This is a genomic window from Ottowia thiooxydans, from assembly GCF_040548795.1.
Lineage (GTDB): Bacteria > Pseudomonadota > Gammaproteobacteria > Burkholderiales > Burkholderiaceae_C > Ottowia > Ottowia thiooxydans_A.
In genome coordinates this window covers 1-19,046 of the sequence record NZ_JBEPSH010000006.1, presented here as the reverse complement: position 1 = coordinate 19,046, position 19,046 = coordinate 1, and the positions used below count along the sequence as shown (strand labels likewise).

Below are 19,046 nucleotides of genomic sequence, written 5' to 3'. Positions count from 1 at the left end.
CCGCGATATGGCTATTCTGGATAAAGCGGGCGAGTTGCAATTTCGCTCTGAAGTACGGAAATTTCTCAGCGAGTCGCTCTCGCCTCAATTGCGCAACAAGGTGCTGGAGCATGCACTGCTGACCAAGGAAGATCTGGTCGGATGGCAGAAAACCTTGAACGCCCAGGGTTGGCTGGCACCGGGCTGGCCGGCGTCTCTCGGTGGCACCGGCTGGACACCTCAGCAGGTCTATATGTTTGAGGAGGAATGCTGGCTGGCGGGCGCACCGGAGGTCTTTGCCTTCGGCCCCAAGATGCTTGCTCCCGTGTTGATGAAACATGGCTCACCAGAGCAAAAAGCGTTTTTCCTTCCGCGCATTCTGAGCAGCGAGGACTGGTGGTGCCAGGGGTATTCCGAGCCCGGTTCTGGTTCCGATCTGGCCTCTCTCAGAACCCGCGGAGTCATCGATGGTGATGAGTTGGTCATTGATGGTCAGAAGACGTGGACCACCTATGCCCACTATGCCAACCGCATGTTCTGTCTGGTTCGCACCGACCCTGTGGCCAAGCCGCAAGAGGGCATCTCCTTCGTGTTGCTGGATATGGATACGCCGGGCATCACGGTTCGGCCTCTGATCTTGCTGGACGGCACGCACGAGGTCAACGAAGTCTTCTTCGATCAAGTGCGTGTGCCGCTTACTAATGTGGTGGGTGAACTTCACCACGGATGGACTTATGCCAAGGCCTTGCTTGGCCATGAACGCTTCAATGCAGGAAAGATTGGCCGATCGCTGCGGGAACTCGCGCTGCTCAAGCGCTTGGCGGCGCAGCCTGACATGCGAGGGCGGAGCTTGTTGGAAGACCCTCGCTTCGCCGAACGTATTGCAGCAGCAGAGGTGGATCTCCTGGCGTTGGAGCGAACCACACTGCGCTTGATTGCAGCCGCTCAAGCAGGCGTCGGGATAGGCGTGGAGCCGTCGATCTTGAAGATTCGAGGTACGGAAATCGCGCAGAACCTGTCGGCATTGCTGGTAGAAGCGCTGCGCCCTTATCAGCCTGGTGCTGAGTCTCGCGACGCTCTGGGCCCATTGCCTCCGCCAGCGGCTCTGCTGCGGCAGTACTTGAACTGGCGCAAGCTTTCCATCTATGGAGGCTCCAATGAGGTGCAGCGCAACATCATCGCCAAGTTCGCGCTAGGACTCTAGGGCGTGTCAATCGTATAGGTGAAGGGACAACAGGTGGAGACAGAGATTCAGGACAATTTAGCGCTGCATGACAGTGCGGCGCGCTTTCTGGCGGAGCAATGTGGCTTTGCCCGTCATTTGCGCAACCAAGGGAGTTCCAACGCTGCGTTGGACCGTGCGCTGTGGGCGCGCTTTGCGGACATGGGGTGGCTGGGCGTGCTGGTGCCTGAAGCAGACGGGGGGCTGGGGTATGGGCTGGCGGATGCCTTGCCTATCGTGGAGGCCATGGGCCAGCAGTTTGTCGCCGAGCCCTATCAGGATGCTTGGGCATCCATGCAAGTGCTGTTGGATCTGGGAGATAGCTCACAACGTGAGCACTGGTTGCCATCCTTGATTGATGGGAGTGCGCTGATGCTGCTCGCCCACGCAGAACATGGCGCGGGCTATGACCTGCGGTGCGTAGCAACGCGTGCGGAAAGAGTGGGCGGCGGGTATCGTCTCGACGGCGAAAAATGCGCCATTGCCTTTGGCGATTCAGCGGATGCCTGGCTGGTATCTGCGCGCACTGATCACGAGAGCGGAGATGCAGAAGGCCTGTCGCTGTTTATTGTGGAAGCAGGTTCAGCCGGCGTGCACTTTGCGCGCCATGAAGGGATTTGTGGAGAGCCTTGTGTCGATATGCTGTTGGACGGCGTTGTGGTCCCGGCCGTGGCCCGACTGGGACCAGAAGGGAGTGCCTATCTGGCCATTGAAGCTGCACATGACTTGCTTGTCGCCCTGGCTTGTGCGGAATCTGTGGGTACGCTGAAGTCTGTGCTTGATTCCACTTGCGAATACGCTCGAACAAGACGCCAGTTTGGTCAACCTCTCTCGAGTTTTCAGGTGATTTCGCACCGCCTCGTGGACATGTTTACACAGGTGGAATTGACACGTTCGCTGGCAAGCCTGGCTGCGGATCAGTTTGGTCCCGCACGCGAAGGCAATGGCCGGCGCCGTCGACAACTGCTATTCGCATGCAAGGCCCAAACAAGTACAGCATGCCGCCTGGTGGGCGAGCATGCTGTACAGATTCACGGCGGAATAGGCATGACCGAAGAATTGGCTCTGTCTCATCAGGTGAGGCGCCTTCTCAGTATTGAGCGCCGCCTGGGAGATCGATTTGAGCAACTTGGCCGGTTGGCAGAGGCGGTATCGGTGGGCCAGGGCCTTTACGCGTGATGCCCGTGCGCTCTCCTCAAGCTTCTCGTCTGCCGATTGAGTGTGAACAAGATCTGCTCCCAAGCGTCTCTGCTTGGGATTCAGAAATTCATTTCCTTGTCCACGTCCTGCGCTTTGCGGCGGGCCATGGCCAGGTTGGCGCGGCCTTTGTCGAGTACGTAGTAGATAAAGACACCTTCCTTGCGAGATGATGGACGGATGATGTGGTACTGCTTGCCGAGCGTGATCAGCATATCGTCGATCACATCGTTCAGGCCCAGCGCACGCATCGTCTTGACCTTGGCGCGGACCACTTCGGTGTTACCAGCGGCCGCAATCTCGAGATCCACGCCGGTACCAACCGAGCCCAGCATCATGCCGCTGGTGGAGTCCACTACGGCTGCGCACAGCGCTCCATCCAGTTCCATCAAACTATCAAGGGTTTGTTTGATATTGGCCATGTATTCATACTCCGGTTGATTAGATAGGGATGAGCCGTGCGAGGTGCCATCGCTCGGCCTCTTGGGTAAGAAGATAGAGATGGGTCTCTATCGGTTTTCCATCAGCACTGCCAGCTCTCTGGTCAGCTTTTGCCACTGACTCCAGTCAGTACTTGAGTGGTGGCCCGTCAAGGCGAGAAGCATCATGCCCTTACCGCAAGGCAGCAAGGTCAGGCGTCCCTTCTTGTGGATCATGACCGACGCCCTGAGACTTCCCAGCGTGTCAAATTGGGGGGCCAGTCGGTTGTACAAGCGCCAATAGTCTGTGGCGGCTTCGGCAAAAGTGTGGACTTCGTCGATGGCGCCGGCGTGGCCCCAGACCATGCCAGCATCAATTTCCACCAGCGCGCAACCGTCGACACCAGGCATGCTCGCCATGTTTTCCAAGGCCTGCTGCAGAAGCGCTTCCTTCATGCGGCCGCCAGGTTTCTTGCAAACTGAGCGACCTGATAGGCCACCTGGCCGAGAATGGCGTCTTCACCGGCGATGACGCTGATCACGAGGTCCGCATCGTCGCGGTAGATGCTGTGGACAATCACAAATCCCTGGTCGGTATCGATGGTGACGCTGCGGCTGCGGCCGAGATGGGCTTCGCTGGAGACCACGCCGCTGATGGCGAAAATCGAGCTGGCCATAGCAGCCACACGCGTGGGGTCTCCTTGCTTCATGGCTGAGCCTACGTCAAAGCCATCCACCGTGGCAACGACGACCGCGTTCACACCTGAGATTTCGTGAAGTAGACGTTCTGACTCTTGCAAGATGAACGCTTTGGCGCTGGGTGGCAATTCAAACGTCTTTCCCAATTTCAAACTCCGTATAGGTTGGCTTCGAGCTGCGCAAGCAGCGTGTCGATCAACAGGACGACGTCCGCACGTTGCCGTACGTCTACCTCCAGGACCGGCAATATGAGATTGCGCGCGGCCAACTCATCCAGATAATCTTCAAGACCCGGCGTGGGGTGGGTCGGCAATCTGCCTACACCGATCACGCAGGGCAGTTGCTTGAGTTCTTCCTCGAAGCCGCTCAGATATACACGCAGGTCTGCAAGAGGGTCCGCACTGGAGTTGTCGACCAGGATGATCAGACCGAGGGCATTTTTGGCGAGAATCTTCCATAGAAAATCAAACCGTGCCTGCCCGGGCGTGCCGAACAGACGCACTCGGTCGCCATTGGGCAAGGTGAGTTGGCCGAAATCCAGACCTACGGTGGTGTGGCTTTTGCTATGGGAGTTGTCGGTATTCACCACGTCGGTGACCACCGGAGGGGTTTCGCTCACGGCCCCGATGGCAGTGGTCTTGCCCGCCCCCATCATTCCCGTGAAAAGAATCTTGTATTCGTTCATTGATTGCGAAAAAGTGACGAAGGCGCCGTGTCAACCGAGACACTGGCGCGGGATGCTCTAAGGGCCAGGCGCAGCGGATTGCTCTGAGTCACTTGATCAGAGGCCGAGCCGCTTGCGGAGCCCTGAGATCAGGCTGGCCGTAAAACTTTGCTTCACGGGTGGGGTTTGAGCGGTTTTAGTGGCCTTGCCTTGAGCCGCCACCGGCTGCAAGGGAAGTAGCAGGCTTGAAGCGTGCAGTACTTGCATGAAGACCTGGCATTCGTGAGGAGAGAATCCCGTCAAATTGACCAAGTCGCGCGCATTGAGGGCACGGCGAGTCAACAGGGTAGCCATGCGGATACGGCCAGGGTCGCCACGCAAGATGCCCTGTCGCGGCCAGCGCTGAAGCTTAAAGCGAGGATCATTCTCCGATGGAAGTGCCTCTTCAGGAAAAGAGCGCGAGATGGAATGGTCCTCAGGCTCTGACTCCTCACGCGTCTGAAGGAATGCAAGTGGCAAAACCGTGGTCTGGGAAGACTGCGCCTCAGGTAGCTCTGCCGGAGATGTCTCAGTTGTAGAAGGTTCTGCCGCCAAAGCCACTGTTTCAGGAGGAGCGGTCAATGTGCTTTCTACGTCATCCAGCCATTCACGCAGCTTTTCGGAGCTAAGTGGCCGAGGAAGTGCGTCTTGAACGCCTTCGTCGATCTGGTCTCGGGTAATTCGCAATACGCGCTTGGCAGCCTGCGCGGGGCTCTCTCGCTCAAGGGCCACCTCATTGGACGAGGCATCTACCAACAGAACGTCGTAAGGCGGAGCTTCAACGTAAGTCCACCTGGATTTCCCCCCGTGTGCATAAAGTCGCAACATCATCCGGATCAGCGCGACTTCCGTAGCGTTGAGTGAATGGGAACCGAGCTTCAAGCAAGACATAGGATGTCAGAAGATCGAAATCTAGGGCGAGACGGTGGTCAACGATGGTGGGTGGAAATAAGTATATAGGCGATCTGAAACAAAAGATTCAATTCTGCAACAAAACATAACAAACCTGCCGAAAATTGAAAACTTTTAACCGCGAGAATTCCCCAGGCCCCAATGGGCTTGTCAGGGATTTTTTGGCGACGAAAGATATATCCTACGCTCTTCCGACTGCGTTTGCATGTCCGATAGTAGAACTAAATGAACCCTAAATTTGCAAGCTTATGTTTCACCGACGTAGGTGCTTCAAGCGCTAGGGAAAACCATTAACAAGAACAAGGGGTGGAGCGCTCACGTGTTGCAGGACTGCAACCGTTGGTGGACCCCAATCCACAGGTCTCCGGCGTCACTACGTTGCACTCATTTTTCGCGCGATTCGGATAGACGCGCTTTTGCAGCGCGCTCTTCTAGCCGCGAGCTAAGGCGCTGGAACGCTCGCGTACTGCTGCGCGAGCGCGAGAAACGCATCAAGTTGCGGGTCTGCGCCCAGCTCCTCCTGGAGGATCTCCGCAACTGCCGGAGCCACTGAGGCGGCCTGCCTGGCATCAAGGAACAACATGCGGACGCGGCGCGCAAGGACATCCTCCACGTTGCGCGCGTATTCATACCGCGCGGCGAAACGGACCATACTCTCTGTGAAACCAGGGGCCAGGCTCGCCTGGGAGCCATCAAGAGATTGCACAAAATCCGCCTCGCTCCCATAAGAGTGCAGCCCCTGAGGATCGTTGAGTCCGTGCGACTGGGGCTTGGTAGTGGAACCCACGACGGGCAGATTTACTGTCAAGCCAGCCCTGCGGTGCGGCAGCAGTTTGTTGTCCATGCAGTGTTGGAGCACGTCCTCGGCCATGGAGCGATAGGTCGTCCATTTGCCGCCCGTCACAGTCACCAGGCCGGTCCTGCTGACCAGAACTGTGTGTTCGCGGCTGATCTTTTTGGTATTGCCAGCATCGTCGTCTTGGTGCTTCACGAGCGGACGCAGGCCAGCCCAGATGCTGCGAACGTCGGATACCTGGGGCGCGCGCCTGAGGTAACGAGCAGATTCACCGAGGATGAACGAAACCTCTTCGCGCATCGCGCGCGGCTCGAACTCAATTTTTTCCTTGGGACTGTCTGTGGTGCCCAGGATCACTTTGCCCAACCATGGCACGGCAAATAGCACGCGCCCATCGGCCGTCTTGGGCACCATGAGTGCATGATCAGTCGGAAGGAAATCGCGATCGACGATCAGGTGCGCGCCCTGACTTGGCGCGACCATCGGCTTAACGGGGCGGCCCTGTGCATTCCCATCCTTCTCGCGCAAGGTGTCCACCCAGACACCCGTGGCATTCACGACGCAATGGGCACGCACCTCGAAGCGCTGGTGCGTTTCGGCATCTTCGCACTCCAACCCGCAGACGCGCCCATTTTCGTACTTGAGCGAATCGACGGAGCAGTAATTGATTATCAGCGCACCGCGCTTGGCAGCCGTGCGCGCCAGGGCAAGCGCGAGACGCGCGTCGTCGAACTGACCATCCCAATACTTGACGCCGCCCTTGAGCTTATCGCTCTGCACCGTGGGCAGGTCGCGCATGGTCTCCTTGCGGCTCAGGAACTGAGTAGCGCCCAACCCGGCCTTCCCGGCGAGCGCGTCATACATCTTGAGACCGATGCCATAAAACGGTGTTTCCCAGAGCTTGTACGACGGCATCACGAATGCCAGAGGTCGCGCGAGATGCGGGGCGTTGTTAAGCAGCGTGGTGCGCTCATGCAGCGCCTCGCGCACCAGCGAAATATTGCCCTGGGCCAAATAGCGCACACCGCCGTGCACGAGCTTGGTAGCGCGTGAGGAAGTACCCTCCGCGAAATCCCGGGACTCCAGTAGTACTACCTTGAAGCCTCGGGCCACGGCATCCAGCGCCACACCCAGGCCGGTCGCGCCGCCGCCTACTACTGCGATGTCATATTCAACAGGTTCCTTGAGCCGACTCAAAAGTTCGGCTCGTGCCGTTCTCAACGGCAAAGCATTCAATTCAGGGTGCATATAAAGCAACGGGTCAGTTTGGTCGGCCTCTCCCGCACCAACGCGAGGTCCCCGATGCGAACCGCGCGCGATCGGTTACCTCGCTCTATCCGTTCATCAGATACCGAGATAGGCCGCCCTCAAGCGTTCGTTGCCAAGCAGCTCCTGGCCTGTGCCTGAGAGGACGATTTCGCCATGCTCCAAAACGTAGCCCCGGCTGGACATATTCAGTGAACGATGCACGTCCTGCTCCACGAGCAATATCGTGATGCCTCGATCACGAACTGCTGGGAGTTTGTCAAAAATGAACTTGACCATAATCGGCGCTAATCCAATGGACGGCTCATCCAGCAGCAAGAGTTTCGGCGATGTCATCAGTGCACGCCCAATGGCGAGCATCTGTTGTTCACCTCCGCTAAACGATCTCGCCAACTGATGGCGCCGCTCTTTCAGCCGGGGAAACATCCCGTAGATCCACTCCAGATTCTCGCGTTGCCGAGCCTTGTCGCGCAGGATGTCACCGCCAATGAGCAGGTTGTCCTCTACGGGCATATGGCCAAACAGGCGGCGACCTTCCATCACTTGTGCAATACCGGCGCGCGCGATCATATGGGGTTCTACACCATCGATGCGTCGGCCATCGAAGTGGATCTCTCCGGCCTTGGCCGGCAAGGTTCCCATAATGGCGCGAATCAGCGTGGACTTGCCCGCGCCGTTGGCCCCGACGATGCTGACGATCTCGCCCGCATCGACCTTGATGCTCACATTGGTCAGCACCTGTACATCGCCGTAGCCTGAGTCAAGATTCTTTACCTCAAGCAACATGTTCGCCTCCCAGATAGGCAGAGACAACTTGAGGGTCGTTGGCTACCTCCGCTGGCAGGCCTTCCGCGATCTTCTTGCCGTACTGGATCACCACGATCTTGTCTGAGAGACTCATGACGGCCTTCATATTGTGTTCGATCACCAGAATGCTTACTCCCGACACGCGCAGGTTCTGAATCAATTCCACCATCTCGGAAGTCTCGACGGTATTCAGTCCCGCCATGACCTCATCCAGCAGAAGCAACTTGGGTGTTGTAGCCAATGCCTTGGCCACTTCAAGCCGCTTTCGGCCTGAGAGTGTCAAGGTCTTGGCGGCTTGCTGTTCTCGGCCGCCCAGGCCTACGCGCTTGAGAACCTCGGCCGCGTACTCGCGCGCCGCTTCGGGCTTGGGATGATGCAGAAATGCGCCGACCATGGCGTTTTCGATCACTGTCAAATCACCAAATGGCTTGACGATCTGGAATGTGCGGACCAGGCCGGCTCGGCAGATACGTGGTGGATTGAACCCGTCAATGCGTTGGCCCTGGAAACGGATATGCCCGTCCGTGGGTTTGAGAAAACCCGATGCCATGGCGAATAGCGTGGTCTTGCCAGCGCCGTTGGGACCAATCAGGCCGACAATCTCATTTTCATTGACTGCGAAACTCACGTCGTCGATAGCGCGCAAGCCCCCGAAGCTCTTGCCGACGCCTTCAAACTCAAGCAATTTTTTGGCCGTCGTCATTTGATCGCTCCCCGCTTGGCCAAAGGCTTGTGCCACCGCTGAAGGATGGCCACCAGTCCGCGTGGCTCATACCAGATCACCAGCATCAGCAGCAGGCCATAAAGCATCATGTCTGCCCCCAGAATGCCGCCCGAAAATGAGCGGGCCAGTTCCTCGCTCGGTAACAGCAGCAGGGCACCAAGAACTGGTCCCCACAGAGTGCCACGTCCACCAATGATGCAAACCACTGCGATCACGACGCCCAAATTGGCGCCAAACACCTTGTCCGGACTGATGAACAGCACGAACTGCGCGTAGAACGTGCCGCCAATGGCCGTCATCGCCGCGCTGATCATGGCTGCATAGAGCTTGTAACGCGTGGTGGGTACGCCCAGAGCCAATGCGGCGTCTTGCTCGTTTCGAACTGCTGCCAGGTAGTACCCAAACCGGCTGCGCAGAATGCGCCAGTTGATGAGGAGTGCCAGCACCACGAACACCAGCGCAATCACGTAATAGAACTCTTTGTAGGTGGATTGAAATTGCCATGGCGCATCGCGCAGCAGCGTCACTTCCATACCGCGTGGACCACCCAGCAAAGTGTCAGCGTTGTCCACCAGGATCCTGAGCACCATGGCGGAAGCCATGGTCGCCAACGCGAAATACGCACCGCGCAGGTGGAGGCTGGAAATGCCCACAATCACTGCTGCCACGACGGCAAGCGCCGCCCCTATCCACATGCCCATCCACGGACTCAGGCCCAGGTTCACGAAAAACCAGGTGGAGGCATAGGCGCCAATGCCGAAGTATGCGGAATGGCCCAGGGACAGTTGCCCCGCGATACCGCCCAGTACGTTCCACGACAGTGCCAGATAAGCGTATAGCAGCGTCATCACCGCTACCGACAGCAGGTACTGATTGCCGGTGAACAATGGGGCAACAGCCACGAGGAGAATCAGCGCACCCCAGAAAAATGGCTGTTTAGAACCTTGCGCCGCCATTATTCGTTCTCCACACCAAACAGTCCGCTTGGCCTGAAATACATCACACCAAGGAAGAGCACGAAGATCAGCGACTCTGCATAGGTGACCGGAATCAGCTGGCTGCCAACGGACTCAAGGATGCCAACGATGATGCCACCCCAGAACGCACCGGCAATCGAGCCGATGCCGCCCAACACCACGATCACGAATGCGCGCAGACCGAAGATATCGCCCACGAATGGATTGACTGGGTACATCGGCATCAGCAACGCACCCGCGATCCCCAAAACTCCAAGGCCGATTGCAAACGAAAGTTGGTAGATGCGCTTGCTGTCGATGCCCAACACACTCGCGGCCTCGCGATCCTGCCCTGTTGCGCGGATGGCGCGGCCGGCCGCGGAATAGCGCATGAACACCACCAGGCAAATCGTCACCAGCGCCGCCACCACGAAACCTGCGATCTGCGGATACGTGAAGATCAAGTCACCCATTACCACGACGTCGTTGGCCCACGGGCTGTCGATGGCACGACTGTCCGGGCCCAATAAAGCGAGCGCGAAATAATCGAGAAAGATCCATAAGCCCGTTGTGAAGATCAACACGCCGATAGGCTCACGCGCGGATTCCTTGCTATAGATGCCTTCGATCAGAAACCGCTGGCATGCCCAACCGGTGAAGAACAGCGCGACTGCCGTGATAGGTGCCGCAGCGAGGGGGTGTAGCCCCATTCGTGCGCAGGCGTAATAGGTCACGTACATCGCTACCATCAGGAACGAGCCGTGCGCAAAGTTGATAATCTTCATCACGCCGAACTGAAGGCTCAGCCCAAGCGCGATAAGGCCATAAACCGCTCCGGTGGAGATGCCCCCGAGCAGTGCTTGAAGATAAGTGCTCAATGCGAACTTCCAAGTGTAGAAACAAGAGCCGGCTGCCAGCGGTCTCGAACCAACGGGCAGCCGACAGCGGGGCGAAAATTACAACTGTTGATCAGTTCTTCGCTGCTGGCCAGACCATTTTGTAGGACTTGGAAGCAAGGTTCTCGGGCCAGATCGTGCGGTACTCGCCTTCAGGTGTGATCTGCTGCATCACGTATCTTTTCAGCGGATTCTGCCCCTTCTCGTCGATCACGATGTCGTAGCCCAGAAGCTTGTTCAGGTCTGTACCTTTGATGTTGGTTTTCGCCAGTGCGTCGCGGATCGCCTGGGGCTCTGCCTTGCCAGCGCGCTCCAGAGCGTCCTTGATCATCCAGACCGAGCCATATGCGCTGACGGAAAGCTCGTTTGGCTCGACCTTGTAAGTGTTCTTGAATTCGTCCCAGAATTTCTTGGCAAATGGCGTAGTTATGGAGGATTCGTAACCGGCCCATCCATTCGTCGTAAACACCTGCTTGGCAGCATCCTTGCCCACTTGCGGCAGGAAGCCTGAGTCAATCTGACCGCCTGCACTGCCGATGTAGGCCATGGCATCTACCTTCATTTGAACCAGCAGCTTATGCAATTGCACGGCGTCTGCAGCGTACGAAGTCACGGTGACCACATCGGGCTTGCGCCCCTTGATCTTCAGCACCAGCGGGCGCAGATCGGGGCTGTTGGGCGGGTAGCCTTCATCCAGCACAATTTCCACACCCTGCTCCTTGAACTTCTTGCGCAGCGTGTTGGCCATGTCTTGGCCCCAATCGGTATTTTCATAGACCATGGCCACACTCTTGGCTGGCTTGCCAGTCGTCTTGCCAGCCCAGGCCACGAAATCAGCCATGCTTTCCGCATTGGCTGACGCGGGCACCTGCGTGCCGCGGAACACATACTTGAAACCACGTTCGGTAATGTCCGCCTTGGCCGCCAGATCCACTAACCATGGCACGCTGTACTTTTCAGCCACTCCTGTCGCGGGGAAGGTCACCCCGCTTTGAAACGCGCCAAGCAGAACTGGCACTTTCTCACGCGTGATCAGGCGTTCGGTTTCGGTGATCGCCACCTTTGGATCACCGCGTGTATCGGACTCCAGCAACTGCAGCTTGGCCCCGCCGAGCGCTTTGATGCCGCCACCCTCGTTGATGTGTTTCACAGCCAGGTGCGTGGCGCGTGACATGTCTTTGCCGATTGCCGCAGCAGCGCTACCTGAAAGTGGAATCAAGTAGCCGATCTTGACCGGATCGGCGGCTTGGGCGGCATTGACACCCAGTGCGGCAAACGTGCTCGCAAGGCAAGCACGGACGATAAAGTTCTTACGGTTCATCACGAGTCATCCCCTCTTTGTTGATTGAAAATTCACATCTGCTAACTAGTAAAGTCATTCATGCCACTCGAGCACGTCATACAGCGCTTTAGTCAGCCTGTGTGCCCGCGAGTTGAGCAGCACACCCGGCCCCATGTGGTTCATCGTGTAGCCAAAGCCGATACGATGCCGCGGCGAAGCAAACCCCAGCGAGCCACCCGCACCTACGTGGCCGAAAGCATCGCGGCCAAAGTTGGCGCTGTCTAGTCCGCGCGCGCGGTTGTCCATGCTGCGCATAAAGCCCGCGGCAAAGCGAGTGGGAACGAGAAGGCACAGGTCTTCATTCGTGGCCGAGGACACCTCACTCGCGCGCTTGAGCGTTTCCTCACCGATCACCCGCACTCCCTGGCGCTCACCGCCAAGTGAAAGCGCGCTGTACATGCGAGCAAGCGAACGTGCATTGGTGATTCCGCCCGCTGCACCAATTTCCGCGGAGTGTCCGCGCCGCGAATTGAAACCACTTGGCCGCCAACCTCCCGTGTTGCGAAAGTACAGGTTGCTAATGCTGTCGGGCTCATTGGCGATCGCGCGCTCGAATGCGTTGCGCGGCATCTCTGCAGGCGAAGCTGGCAGGATGGTGGCTACGCGCGATTCCTCGCTTTCGGGCAGGCCGATCCAGAAATCGATACCCAGGGGTTGCGCCACGCGCTCCTGAAAAAAGCTGCCGAGAGACTGTTTCGCGACACGCCGAATAACTTCACCCACTAGCCATCCAAAAGTAAGACCGTGATAGCCCACGCTTGTTCCCGGCTTCCAATAAGGCGTTTCTGCGGCGAGGCGTTGAGTCATCTCGCTCCAGTCAAAAGCCGCGCCATCGGGCAGCATTTCACGAAGCGCAGGCAAGCCAGCAGAGTGGTCGAGCAACATGCGGACAGTCACATCAACTTTGCCCGCCGCAGCGAACTCAGGCCAATAGTGTGCGACAGGCTTGTCGATCTCGAGCGCGCCGCCATCGACCAGGATGTGCGCGCACAGTGCTGTCGCTGCCTTGGTGTTGGAGAAAACGACGCCAATGGTGTCCTGCTCCCACTTGCGCCGCGTTTTCAGATCTGCGAATCCGCCCCATACGTCGACAACGGTTTCCCCCTCCTGCTCGACAGCCAGGGAAGCGCCATGCTCCACATCGTCATCGAAGTTCTCGATGAATGCATTCAAGAGACTGCGAAACCGTGGAGCGCAATATCCTTGAATATGCGCTCTTCCGAGTTCGGCGCGCTTGAGTTCGATGCTGACGTTGTGTTCTTGCACGGCCACGGAATCAGCGGGTTCGCGGCGCGCACGCGCCAAAGCCCAACAAGTACTTCGCGCGCTCGGACAGCGTGGGAATGACCTCTTGCGGCAGCGTGGAAGTGAAGTCTGCGAAGAAGCGCAACCAGGACACGTTGTAGTTGCACAAGATGGCGCGGCGCTGGCCGTCGGTAGAGTTCGGGCCCGACCGATGCCAGGTATTGGACAGCCAGATCGCCACGGAACCTGCCGGCGCAGTCAACGTGACTTCGCCTTCCATAGGATCGCTGCCCCAGGGCGGTGATTTGCGCAGTTTGTGGCTACGAGGCATGACGCGAGTTGCACCGTTGTCTGCCGTGAAGTCGTCCAACATCCAGACGTTCTGAAGCGTCAGCGGAAATTCTGGGAGCGGCTCGGCGATCTGGCCGAGGGGGGCGTCGACGTGCCATGCGCCGCCACCCGTTTTGGGACCAATGCTGGTCGACTGGAAGTCATGCAGGTTGCAATCTTCTCCCATGACGTGCTGCACCATCGGTAAGACGACAGGGTGCTCGATCAACGGAATCAGTTCTGGCTCCTTGTTCAGAAGGTTCCATACCCGCTGTGACTGGTCATCATCGAACAAGGTAGGCAAGTGCAGGAAATTCTTGGAAACCTTGTTGATCGGCATGGGCCAGCGTGCGCCGGCGTTGTCACGGCGATACTGGTGAATGCGCGCCACCATGCGCTCGGCCTCGGCGTCGCTCACGGTGTAGTGTTTCTTGTAGTAGGCACGAATTTCGTCGTCGTCTTCGTGTTTCTCGTCGTCCGGCTGCTGCAGGTTGGCCAGCTCATACTTCATGCGCCTGGCCACGATCTCGCGAGCGCGGTCCAACTGAGCTTGATCCAGCACGTTTTCAATCACCGCGTAGCCGTCTTCGGCGAGCTGGTGCTTGAGCTTGTCCATATCGATGTTCTTCATCATTTGTCTTCCTTGTGTCTATTGCAGTAAGCGGTGCGGCTAAGGGCCTACAGGTTTGAGTTCCTTGCGAGCGAGCTTTCCGATAGGAGTACGCGGCAACGCAGTGGTGATACCGATGCGCTTTGGAACTTTGTAGTGGGCAAGTCGGGAGGCGCAGTACGTACGCAGCTCCTCAGCGTCCAGCAAGTGCCCTGGTGCGGGTGTCACCCAGGCATGAACCACCGCACCCAGACGTTCATCTATCACCCCGAAGGCGCCACATTCCCCCACGCTCTCGCACTCTCGCAGGACTTGCTCGACTTCGATCGGATACACCTTGAAGCCACCCACGTTGATGGTTTCCTGGTGGCGGCCGCGAATGAAAACATAGCCGTCCTCATCCTTGGTGGCCAGATCGCCTGTGTGGAGCCATCCATCGCGCAATACTTGCGCAGTCAACTCAGGGCGATTGCGGTAGCCAGCCATGACGTGTGGACCACGCACGCAGATCTCCCCGACGGAGCCTGCTGGCAGCTCGCAACCGTCCGCGTCCACAATGCGCAACTCGCTGCCCAAAACCGGAAGCCCAACCGAGCCGGGCTTGCAGTCGCGATGAACCGGGTTGTAAGTCAGGCATGGGCCGGCTTCGCTTTGTCCGTAACCCTCGTAGATGGGACAACCTGTGAGTCGCCTGAACTCCACCAAGGTGCGCTCGGGCAGCGACGCGGCCCCGGAGTAACAGGCGCGTAGTTTTCCGTTCCTTACCCGCTCGAGATCCGGTTGCCGCAGCAGGTCATAAAAAATGGCGGGTGCGCCAGACATCAGCGTCACACCTTCTTGAGCAAGCGTCTGCACCGCAGCCTTGGCGTCGAAGCGACGCTGGACAACCAACTCGGACGCCGCGAACACGCTTAGATGCAGGCACATCGCCACTGCCGATACATGAAATAGCGGCATTGGGCAGAACATGACTTCTTCGCCACGCAGTGTAGGCAGCCAGGCTTCTCGCTGTACGAGATTGGCTGCGAGGTGGCCATGCGTGATGTTGACGCCCTTGGGCACGCCGGTGGTTCCACCGGTGTACTGCAACGTTGCCAGATGGGAGTGATTCGGTAGTTCGTCCGGCAAGGGTTGTTGCGACTCCAGCAATCGGAGAAAACCGCAACCGTTCCCGGTGCGAATAATCTGGCTTTCAGCCATCGAAGGACAAAGTACGAGCAGTTCCGCACGTACGCTGTCATCTGCCAGAAGAAGACACGGAGACGCATCATCCAGCATAGCCTTCAGCTCTCGCTCGCTGTACCCTGGATTCAGAGCCACTACTTGCGCACGCAACGCATGAATAGCGAATGTGGCAATTGCCAGATCGAGAGAGTTCTGCATCAGCAGCGCTACACGTTCACCGGGAGCCACACGGAGCTTGAGCTCATTGGCGAGCGCACCGATCAACCCCGCGTATTCTGCATAGCGCAGGCGACTGCCTTCAAAGCGGATAGCCCAATGCTGTGGGTAATCCCGCGCAGCATCCTGCAGCAGGTGCACCACTGAGGCAGGGATATCCGGCAGCAAACGAGAAGCTGACATTTTCAGTTGTCGGCCGCACGCTGCTGCAGTTTGCGATCCGTGGCTTCCCAGACAGTCGGACGGCCTTCCTGACCTAGCAACTCGATCGGGTCATGATTCTCGATATGGCCGTATTGCCCTTTGTAGATGCCATACCCACAGAGCTCTTGCAGCCGGCGCGGGAACTTGGCGGCGGTCTGGCGCGGAATACCTAGTTGGAGGTTCTCCTGCTGACGCATCCAACCCGCACAGTAGTAGCACGAGAGCGCGTAGCGGCGCTCATCTGTTGTGTTCGCCCCGCCCATATGCCATAAGGCGCTGTCAAACAGCATCACGCTGCCTGATCGCATGGTCGCGGCGACGGTTTCCACTTGCGCACCATAGGCCGGTGAGTGATCCAGTTTATGGCTACCAGGAACGAGCCGCGTGGCACCGTTGGCTTCAGTGAAATCGCTCAGAGCCCACATCGCATTGAGCGCCAGTGGTGGACGCGGGCGCGGTAGGGTCAACTGCTGCGTATCTTCGTGCAAGGGCTGAGCGGTCTGCCCCGGCCCGAGTGTGAGGGAACATAGCGATGACAGCAGCAATTCGCGATCCAGCAACAGCTCCGCAAGGCCCAGCACGGAAGGCTGCAACGGAACGCTCCAGAACGCCTCGTCGTATGCCAGCAAATTGTTGATCCGAACCGTTTTGAATCCCTCGAACGAGGTCTTGGCATAACCAAAACCATTGCGCTCTTCGACGGACAGCAGCGCCTCCTTCAACATGGCAACCTGATCCGGTGTGATCAGATCCTCAAGCACGACATAACCGTCACGCTCAAAGCGCTGCTTCCAATCCGTGAGCTGTCCAGGAGGCGAAGTTGTCATAGTCAGTAACCAAGAGGCCAAGAGGCAAAACGAGTGTTGAACGTTTTTGTCAGATTCTTTTCTATTTTGTTCGTTTGTTAGATTTATATTAATCAGGGTAATCCCTGAGATTTGTTCGTTTTTTTTCCTTTACGCTGCTCCCATGATTGCAAACCCCCGACTCGACCATTTGGTGGATGAAGTCCGGCGCCAAGGCTCGGTGTCCGTGGAAGCATTGGCCGATCGGCTTGGCGTGACCCTGCAAACTGTTCGCAGGGACGTCAAGCAACTTGCCCAGATGGGTGTGCTCGCGCGCTATCACGGAGGTGTCCGCCTGCCGGTCTCAACCACGGAGAACATCGAATACCTGCAGCGCAGGCAACTCAACGAGGAAGCCAAACGCACGATCGCGCGCGAGATCGCCAAAGCTATTCCTGAGGGGTGTTCGCTGATTCTGAACATAGGCACCACCACCGAAGCCATCGCACGCGAGCTCGTGCGCCACCGTGGCCTGCGCGTGATCACCAACAACTTGAACGTAGCTGCAATCTTGGCTGACAGCCCGGATTGCGAGGTGATCGTCGCGGGAGGTGTGGTGCGCTCGCGTGACCACGGCATCGTGGGGGAAACTACCGTCGATTTCATCCGCCAGTTCCGAGTGGACATTGGCGTTATCGGCATTTCCGGCATTGAACAGGATGGAACTTTGCGTGATTTCGATCTTCGTGAGGTGAAGGTAGCGCAATCCATCATTGCCCAATCTCGCGAGGTCTGGCTAGCTGCAGACAGCAGCAAATTCGACCGTCGCGCGATGATCGAGCTGGCCCGGCTCGATCAGATCGACATTCTTTTCACCGAAGCGCATCCTCCTTCGCCCTATGCGGCGCTACTTGAAGAAGCTGGCGTCAGGTGTGTGATTGCTTCTTGACGAAACAGCATTTCCGGCATGCCCTACCTTCTCGCCCTAGATCAAGGCACTTCAAGTTCACGCAGCATCGTCTTCGACGCTCAAGGTCAAATCGTCTCGCTTGCACAACGGGAATTGCCGCAGATTTATCCACGCCCCGGCTGGGTGGAACACAATCCCGTCGAGATCTGGAACACCCAACTCGTCACCGTTCGCGAGGCGCTGAAGAAGGCTGGCATTGCCGCCAAGGACATTGAGTCGATCGGCATTACCAATCAGCGCGAGACTACCGTGCTGTGGAACCGCAAGACCGGTGAGCCGATGCACAACGCCATCGTCTGGCAGGACCGCCGCGCGGAACCACTGTGCTCAGCATTGCGTGAGCGGGGTATGGCCGAAGTCATCAAAGCCAAAACCGGGCTGCTGATAGATGCGTACTTCTCGGGGACCAAGCTGCAATGGTTGCTCGATAACGTCAATGGCGCACGAGAACAAGCCGAACGTGGGGAATTGGCGTTCGGCACGGTTGATTCGTGGTTGATCTGGCAGCTCACGCAAGGCAAGCGCCACGTCACCGATGTGAGCAATGCCTCCCGCACCATGCTGTTCAATGTGCACAAAAACGAATGGGACCAGGAGCTGCTCGCTTGTTTGAACATTCCTCGCTCACTCATGCCTGAGGTGCTGCCTTCCAGCGGAAGGTTTGGCGCGACGAGCGAGGCGCTTTTAGGCCATAGCATCGATATAGGTGGGGTTGCTGGCGATCAGCAAAGCGCTCTGTTCGGACAGGCCTGCTTCTCAGCGGGAATGACCAAGAATACCTACGGCACGGGCTGCTTCATGCTCATGCACACCGGGCACAACTTCCAGACATCAAAAAACGGCCTGCTTACCACGAGCGCCGCGCAGACACACCCGCACCCCGAGTTCGCTATGGAAGGCAGCGTATTTGTTGGCGGAGCGGTCGTGCAATGGTTGCGGGACGGACTTCGCGCCATCAATACCAGTGGTGAAGTGCAGGCACTTGCTGAAAGCGTTCCTGACTCCGGCGGCGTCATGCTCGTACCTGCGTTCACGGGCCTTGGTGCGCCCTACTGGAAGCCCGACGCGCGAGGCACCATTACCGGGCTCACGCGCGGCACCACGCTCGCACATATCGCGCGTGCATCGCTTGAATCGATCGCATACCAGACTGCCGCTTTGCTGCAAGCCATGAGCCGTGACGCGACAGCATCAGGTGGAGCCTCCGTCACAGAACTGCGCGTGGATGGTGGAGCGAGCGTGAACAATCTGCTCATGCAGTTCCAAGCTGATCTACTCGGCATTCCTGTCGTGCGCCCCGCATGTGTAGAGACCACGGCGCTTGGCGCAGCGTATCTCGCAGGCCTATCGCGCGGCATGTACCAGAACACTCAGGAGCTTTCCGCTCTCTGGAAAGCGGAACGTCAGTTTATGCCCACCATGAGCCGAGTTCGCGCCAAGGAACTCATGGAAAATTGGGAGCACGCGGTGCGCCAAGCCACGGCGGACTAGGGCGTGTTAACACTAAATTCACCCCCGCGCCGGCTTTTTCCGTGCCTATGCCGGCCGCGTCGTAGTGCAAGACGCGCCTCGCAGCCAAGGTG

At 58.0% G+C, this 19,046-nt stretch carries 19 protein-coding genes; 4 read left to right on the top strand and 15 right to left on the bottom strand.

Annotated elements, in window-relative coordinates; all coding sequences use genetic code 11:
* Positions 1-7: 7 nt before the first annotated feature.
* Positions 8-1,183 carry an acyl-CoA dehydrogenase family protein gene (locus ABIE13_RS14855; RefSeq protein ID WP_354444762.1) on the top strand — a complete coding sequence of 392 codons (1,176 nt, stop codon included), beginning with the start codon at positions 8-10 and terminating at the stop codon, positions 1,181-1,183.
* A 33-nt stretch (positions 1,184-1,216) separates the two neighbouring features.
* On the top strand, positions 1,217-2,380 hold the full coding sequence (locus ABIE13_RS14850) for an acyl-CoA dehydrogenase family protein (RefSeq protein WP_354444760.1): 1,164 nt from the start codon (positions 1,217-1,219) through the stop codon (positions 2,378-2,380).
* Between the two features lie 80 nt (positions 2,381-2,460).
* Here the strand turns inward: ABIE13_RS14850 and ABIE13_RS14845 are convergent, their stop codons facing one another.
* From ABIE13_RS14845 to ABIE13_RS14775, 15 genes are all read right to left on the bottom strand, one after another.
* Positions 2,461-2,820 (bottom strand): hypothetical protein, encoded by a 360-nt coding sequence (locus ABIE13_RS14845; RefSeq protein ID WP_354444758.1) that lies wholly within the window; start codon positions 2,818-2,820, stop codon positions 2,461-2,463.
* Between the two features lie 87 nt (positions 2,821-2,907).
* Positions 2,908-3,273, bottom strand: coding sequence for a hypothetical protein (locus ABIE13_RS14840; RefSeq protein WP_354444756.1), 366 nt, complete (start codon positions 3,271-3,273; stop codon positions 2,908-2,910).
* On the bottom strand, positions 3,270-3,662 hold the full coding sequence (locus tag ABIE13_RS14835) for a roadblock/LC7 domain-containing protein (RefSeq protein ID WP_354444754.1): 393 nt from the start codon (positions 3,660-3,662) through the stop codon (positions 3,270-3,272). Before ABIE13_RS14835 ends, ABIE13_RS14840 begins: the two co-directional genes overlap by 4 nt.
* A gap of 2 nt (positions 3,663-3,664) precedes the next feature.
* Positions 3,665-4,201 carry a GTP-binding protein gene (locus tag ABIE13_RS14830; protein WP_354444752.1) on the bottom strand — a complete coding sequence of 179 codons (537 nt, stop codon included), beginning with the start codon at positions 4,199-4,201 and terminating at the stop codon, positions 3,665-3,667.
* Between the two features lie 96 nt (positions 4,202-4,297).
* On the bottom strand, positions 4,298-5,110 hold the full coding sequence (locus ABIE13_RS14825) for a hypothetical protein (protein ID WP_354444751.1): 813 nt from the start codon (positions 5,108-5,110) through the stop codon (positions 4,298-4,300).
* A 463-nt stretch (positions 5,111-5,573) separates the two neighbouring features.
* The gene (locus tag ABIE13_RS14820) at positions 5,574-7,175 is read right to left on the bottom strand and encodes a glycerol-3-phosphate dehydrogenase/oxidase (RefSeq protein WP_354444750.1); all 1,602 of its coding nucleotides are present in this window, start codon (positions 7,173-7,175) and stop codon (positions 5,574-5,576) included.
* A 96-nt stretch (positions 7,176-7,271) separates the two neighbouring features.
* Complete coding sequence (locus ABIE13_RS14815) at positions 7,272-7,979, bottom strand: ABC transporter ATP-binding protein (protein ID WP_354444748.1); 708 nt, start codon at positions 7,977-7,979, stop codon at positions 7,272-7,274.
* Entirely contained in the window at positions 7,969-8,703 is a 735-nt protein-coding gene (locus tag ABIE13_RS14810; protein ID WP_354444746.1) for an ABC transporter ATP-binding protein, read from the bottom strand. Before ABIE13_RS14810 ends, ABIE13_RS14815 begins: the two co-directional genes overlap by 11 nt.
* Positions 8,700-9,680, bottom strand: a complete 981-nt coding sequence (locus tag ABIE13_RS14805; RefSeq protein ID WP_354444744.1) for a branched-chain amino acid ABC transporter permease — start codon at positions 9,678-9,680, stop codon at positions 8,700-8,702. The genes ABIE13_RS14810 and ABIE13_RS14805 overlap by 4 nt, the downstream gene beginning before the upstream one ends.
* Positions 9,680-10,558, bottom strand: a complete 879-nt coding sequence (locus tag ABIE13_RS14800; RefSeq protein ID WP_354444742.1) for a branched-chain amino acid ABC transporter permease — start codon at positions 10,556-10,558, stop codon at positions 9,680-9,682. The genes ABIE13_RS14805 and ABIE13_RS14800 overlap by 1 nt, the downstream gene beginning before the upstream one ends.
* 91 nt (positions 10,559-10,649) lie before the next feature.
* On the bottom strand, positions 10,650-11,897 hold the full coding sequence (locus ABIE13_RS14795; RefSeq protein WP_354444740.1) for an ABC transporter substrate-binding protein: 1,248 nt from the start codon (positions 11,895-11,897) through the stop codon (positions 10,650-10,652).
* A gap of 54 nt (positions 11,898-11,951) precedes the next feature.
* Positions 11,952-13,190, bottom strand: a complete 1,239-nt coding sequence (locus ABIE13_RS14790) for a serine hydrolase domain-containing protein (RefSeq protein WP_354444738.1) — start codon at positions 13,188-13,190, stop codon at positions 11,952-11,954.
* Positions 13,191-13,194: 4 nt separating this feature from the next.
* The gene (locus tag ABIE13_RS14785) at positions 13,195-14,127 is read right to left on the bottom strand and encodes a phytanoyl-CoA dioxygenase family protein (RefSeq protein WP_354444736.1); all 933 of its coding nucleotides are present in this window, start codon (positions 14,125-14,127) and stop codon (positions 13,195-13,197) included.
* 36 nt (positions 14,128-14,163) lie between these two features.
* The gene (locus ABIE13_RS14780; protein ID WP_354444734.1) at positions 14,164-15,687 is read right to left on the bottom strand and encodes a class I adenylate-forming enzyme family protein; all 1,524 of its coding nucleotides are present in this window, start codon (positions 15,685-15,687) and stop codon (positions 14,164-14,166) included.
* A gap of 2 nt (positions 15,688-15,689) precedes the next feature.
* Positions 15,690-16,535: a phytanoyl-CoA dioxygenase family protein gene (locus ABIE13_RS14775; RefSeq protein WP_354444732.1), complete on the bottom strand. Its 846-nt coding sequence runs from the start codon at positions 16,533-16,535 to the stop codon at positions 15,690-15,692.
* A gap of 142 nt (positions 16,536-16,677) precedes the next feature.
* Between ABIE13_RS14775 and ABIE13_RS14770 the strand changes: the two genes are divergently transcribed.
* A complete protein-coding gene (locus tag ABIE13_RS14770; RefSeq protein WP_354444730.1) occupies positions 16,678-17,442 on the top strand; it encodes a DeoR/GlpR family DNA-binding transcription regulator in 765 nt (254 codons plus the stop codon).
* A gap of 18 nt (positions 17,443-17,460) precedes the next feature.
* Entirely contained in the window at positions 17,461-18,954 is a 1,494-nt protein-coding gene (gene glpK, locus ABIE13_RS14765; protein WP_354444728.1) for a glycerol kinase GlpK, read from the top strand.
* Positions 18,955-19,046 lie beyond the last annotated feature (92 nt).